This window comes from Allobosea vaviloviae, assembly GCF_001298265.1.
Taxonomy (GTDB): domain Bacteria; phylum Pseudomonadota; class Alphaproteobacteria; order Rhizobiales; family Beijerinckiaceae; genus Allobosea; species Allobosea vaviloviae_B.
On the sequence record NZ_LGSZ01000036.1, the window covers coordinates 1 to 4,828 of the forward strand.

At 64.5% G+C, this 4,828-nt stretch carries 3 protein-coding genes; 2 read left to right on the plus strand and 1 reads right to left on the minus strand.

Annotated elements, in window-relative coordinates:
- Nucleotides 1-204: 204 nt before the first annotated feature.
- Nucleotides 205-2,202 (minus strand): ParB/RepB/Spo0J family partition protein, encoded by a 1,998-nt coding sequence (locus tag AE618_RS11185; protein WP_082365188.1) that lies wholly within the window; start codon nt 2,200-2,202, stop codon nt 205-207.
- A 520-nt stretch (nt 2,203-2,722) separates the two neighbouring features.
- Between AE618_RS11185 and AE618_RS27950 the strand changes: the two genes are divergently transcribed.
- A complete protein-coding gene (locus AE618_RS27950; protein WP_156330221.1) occupies nt 2,723-3,079 on the plus strand; it encodes a PepSY domain-containing protein in 357 nt (118 codons plus the stop codon).
- 175 nt (nt 3,080-3,254) lie between these two features.
- The gene (locus tag AE618_RS11195; protein WP_197280755.1) at nt 3,255-4,442 is read left to right on the plus strand and encodes a lysylphosphatidylglycerol synthase transmembrane domain-containing protein; all 1,188 of its coding nucleotides are present in this window, start codon (nt 3,255-3,257) and stop codon (nt 4,440-4,442) included.
- Nucleotides 4,443-4,828: the final 386 nt, after the last annotated feature.

Here is a 4,828-nt window from a genome sequence, read left to right on the forward strand (position 1 = left end):
TGTGTCCTGCGTGCTCGGACCACCGCGTCCACCCCTTCTGGCTGCGTCGGCAGCGTCAGATGTGTATAAGAGACAGCCCCTGATCTGGTCCTGGGCGGGTCGATCCCGCGCAGGAGCAGTCCCCGCGCGCGAATACCGCCCGGGCCATGAGACCCGGGCGGCTGGTCCGATCGGAGATGTCTGGTTCGCCGGCGGCGTGGCTGCTTACTCGGCCGCCATCGACATCGGTGCCTCGTCATCAATATCATTATGCTGGCGGTCGGCGGCGTCGGCCTGAACGGCGCCCGGCGTCAGGAGCGGGGAGGGGAGCCAGCCCTTGCCGTCCAGTTCGCGTTCGGCCTGAGCGACCGCTTCGGCCTTTGGGCTGCGCTCGATCGCATTGGCGGCATCCTCGGAACACCCGGCCTCGCGCACGATCGCGGCGATGCTCGATTTCGACAGCCGCGACAGGAACTCCTGCTCCGGGCTCCACCACGATCGCATGTCGAGATCGACGACTTGCGCGATCTGGTTGGCCTGAGCGATCCGGCCCCGGCTGATCTCGTGGCGGGCTGTGACCGCGTTGAGGTTCGCCGCCGACACCACGGCGAGAAGGTCCGTCAGCGTCTCGATCGGCTGGTCGATCAGCCACGTCCAGAGATCGGCCTGATCGCCGGGGAGGCGGTAGCCCCATGCCTCGACGATTTCGGTCCAGCCGGCCATTGCCCGGCAGGCCTCGGGTTGCTTGATGCTGAGGTCGAGCGCCTTGCGCTCACCCCTGACCTCGATAGCCGAGTGCATGTGCAGGCCCTGATGCCGGCCATAGAAGCTTGCCAGCACCAACGGGTGCAGCATCGCCGCCATCGCGACAATCGGGCGCTGCGAAAGCTCCACGCGCAGCGCCGCCGTGCGGATTGCGGTCAACTCCTCGATCAGCGTCGCGGAATATCCGCTCGGCTCCGACGTCTCAGCCTGAGAGGGCAGGGCAGGGACCTCGCCATCGTCGTGATCGCCTTGCTCGCCGTGGCGCAACCGCTCCAGCGCCGGGCGGTCCTCCGCCTTGACGAGGCCGCGCGTCACCTGCAGCGAGCCATCATAGCCGATCGCGACAAGGCAGCCGGCAAGAGCCTGTTCCTCGGGCGCAAAGGTCTGGGCGGCATGCTTGATGGCGTCAATGCGTCGTTCGATCTCGGTCAGGCGGTCCTCATCGGCCGCGATCTGCGGTTCGCCCTCGGCATGGGATTCGATCTGCTCGGCCAAAGCGTCGTAGCTCTCGCCCAATGCCGCAAGCTCGGCCTGCTCGGCCTCGGTATGATCGCGGCGTCGGGGGTGGATGCGGCCATAGCCGGCCTGATGCAGGCCATCGGCCTCAATGCTGATCTGCGCCCATGCCCATCCTTCCGGCCGGACCGTATCGGCGACCGCTTGCAGCCGCTCGGCCGCCAGTTCCATCGCCAAGGGTCGGTTGGTCAGGAAGGTCGCCTGATCCTGCGCGAACAGGTCGCGCAGCACGGCACCGCCGGCGGCCTCATAGGCCTCGATGCCGATGAAGCGCGCCAGCCTGTCGCTGCTGCGGATATGCTCGTCGGTCAGCACTGCCCGGAGATTGCCGGGGCTGCGGCTCCAGCCGTCGCGTCCGAACCATGCCGCCTCCTGCGCCGCATGATCGTCGCTGATCGCCAGCGCGCGGGCCTGCTCGATCGTGATGGCATCGCTGCGCATCTCGTCCAGAATGGCCGGCGACAGGCTGGCGAGCTTCAAGCGCTGGCGCACGGTGACGACGGACTGCCCGAACCGGCTGGCGATCGCGTCCGCCGGCATTCCATCCTCGACTAGGCGCTGATAGGCCAAGACCTCGTCCACGACATGCATCGCCTCGCGCTGCGTGTTCTCGGCAAGGGAGATCTCGGCATCGCGCTCGGCCGCCAGCACATTGCACGGGATATCAATATCCTTGGCGATCCGGCCCTCCTTCGCCAAGAGCCGCAGCGCCGCCAGCCGCCGCGCGCCGGCGACGACCTCGAACTTCTGGCCCTTGGCCGCCTTCCTGACGGTGACGTTCTGGATCAGGCCGTGCGCCTCGATGCTGTCGGCCAACTCGCCGATGCCAGCGGTCGAGTTCACTTTGCGGACATTGGCGGCGCTGGGGACGAGCTTCGACAGGGCGATGTGCTGGAAGGCGGTGGCGAGCGTGCCGATCGTCGCGGTGGTGGTCGTGGTCATGGTCGTCTCTCCTGTTTGAGGCCGAAGGCCCGTCACCCGGAAGGGTGCAGGTCCGCCTGCACTCCTGCCTTCGCGGCGAGCAGCGGGGAGAGAGGGGGGCAAGAGCCAAATCGGGAGGGGAATCGCCCACGCGGTTTCGCGCCGGGCGAGGGGCCGCGGCACGCGGATCCTCGTCCCGGTCCTGCACAAGCCGCTTGCGGCGCGGAAGGATGGGGAGACCCGATTTGGCTCTTGCTGGGGAGAGAGGGCCGCGCGCCTCTCTTCCCGCCCAGCGCAACATCATCGCGCCGGCGGCGCGGCATCGCCGGCGCCTGGCGCCGGCCCGCGCGACCGATCGTTACCGAAGGCGGAAACCCGCTCGCGGGGTTCCGTGGAGCCGGCAATGCCGGCGGAGTAGAGCGGGGTCCGAAGGGCGCGCAACGACGACAAATCGCACGATGAAAAGATCTTTTAAGCCGCACCGCACACGCAATCTCGCCGGAATTCATCCGCATCGTAAATCTCGGGTTGGGAGAGAACGATGATCTCGAAAAGCTGGGCCGCGGGCGTTGCCGTTTTGACAGTCATGGCCGCAATTCTCGTGTGGCCTGTTGCAAGCGCGCGTTCACAGACAATCGAGCTGGGCCCCAACGGACTGCAGATCAACCCGCCAGAGATTGTCCCGGAAGAGCCGATAAGGCCCTACCGCAGGTTTGAGTCTGAAGGCATTACCGAATACGAGGCGGTTCGCCTCGCGCGAGGCGAAGGGCTGGATCGTGTTGAGCGCGTACGCCAGGGGCGCCGGGGCTGGGTCATCGTCGGCATCGATGTGAACGGTGACGATATGCGGATCATCATCAGCCGCGACGGCGACGTAATCGACGTGCAGCGCGACTGACATTGGATCTCGGGCTCGAACGAGGCCGCCCTCGATCTTGAACGAACCCGCGATGTCAATGTTGCGTGCGCGCCCGCGAAACCGGCCGCAAATGCAGATTCCGTTCGCCTGGAGGAGATGAACCAGCGTCGAGAACCTCGAGCGCCCGTAGCAGGTACTCAGCCACATCGAGGCGGTGTTCCTCGCCCGCTTGTTTCAGGGCGGCAGCTATCCGCACGCTCAAATTCAACCTGCGTTGGGTCATGTCAGGTCTCCATTTTTTGATCGGGCTCTCTACAATCCTCTGCTAAAGGCTGCGCCTTGCCTGCATGGGAAGGTCAAGCCCGCCTTGGACGATGCTTATGTAATCGATCGTAAAGGTCGAGATTGGCGGCGATGGCTGCCCTGGCTTGGCGCGGCCATCGGTCTGGCGACCCTCGCTTGGGTGCTTCGAAAATTCGATCTCGATCGCTTCCTCACCACCCTGAGGGATGCCGACCTGCGCTTTCTGTTGATTTTGCCGGGAGCGGTTATCGCGGAGCAGACTGTTCGCGCCTGGAAGTGGCGGCAGCTTTTGTTTCCGCTGCGGCCGATCGGAACGATCTACCTCTTCGGCGCCATCATGGCTGGGTATCTCCTCGCCACCCTCGTGCCTTTTGGTTTCGGAACGATTGCCCGCTCGTGGCTGGTCGCCCGGCGCGAAAGCCTCAAGCTCGCCTCCGTGCTCGCGACTGTCGCGCTCGACAGGCTGAGCGACGGCATCGTTTTTGTCTGCCTGATCCCGATCGTGCTTCTCCTGGTGGCTTTTCCTGATCCCGGCGGCGTTCGTGCGGGCCTGGTCTGGGGTGGAGCCGGAATGGTCCTTCTCTTCGCCATCCTGCTCGCTGGTCTGATAATCTATCGGCGGCAGGCCTCGGCTGCCGCGCTGATGCGGCTGCTCGATCGGCTTCCGGCCCGTCTCGCCGCACCTTTGAAGCGGCTATCATCCTCGTTTGCGGAGGGCATCAATTGGCCTCGGCGCTGGCGTGGCGGCGCGGTCATTCTCGGCAGCATCGCCATCAAACTACTGGCTGTGACACAATTCCTCTGGGCCGGACTGGCCTTCGGAATTACCTTTCAGCCAGCGCAATACCTCTTTATCATGGTATTCGTCGGCTCGCTCGTGATCCTGGGCCATTTTGCGCGTGTTGCCGGCAGCTTCATCATCGGCGCGCTGTTCGTGCTCAGTCTGTTGGGCGTGCCTGAAGAGCAGGCGCTTGCAATGGTGCTGGTCGTCGAGGCCGCGAACCTCCTCAGCGTTGCGGGAATTGGCGCTGTTGCATTGTGGAGCCAGGGCGTCGCGATCTCCGACATGCGAGCGGAAGCCGCGTCGAGAAGGGGTTAAAAACTCTCCAGCGGGAACTGGATCATATCACGAAGGCGCAGAAATCAGACGAGACATTTTTTCTCTGTGCGTGGAACCTGTACCACCTCCGGCTTTGTTGATCCTTGAACGGCGCCGCGGAATTCACCGCCTCACCGGTTCGATCAGACCGCCGTTGACACCGCCGGTTCTCCTATCTCTCGACCATCTGGAACAGCGGCAAACGGGAGACAGGTCATGATGCAAGAGATGATGAACGGGCCGATGTCGTGGGGAATGGTGCGGATACCGACGAAGCCGGCCATGCATTCCAATCTCAAGCCGGCCGGGTATTCCGATTTGAAGCCGGCCACCCTTGGCGTCATTCGCATGGGTCTACGGGATGATGTTTTGCGGTTTGGCCGAGC

Bases quoted from the DNA above. Each gene is read 5' to 3' on its own strand.
- AE618_RS11185 (WP_082365188.1), bottom strand. From the start codon at position 2,202: ATGACCACGACCACCACCGCGACGATCGGCACGCTCGCCACCGCCTTC.
- AE618_RS27950 (WP_156330221.1), top strand. From the start codon at position 2,723: ATGATCTCGAAAAGCTGGGCCGCGGGCGTTGCCGTTTTGACAGTCATG.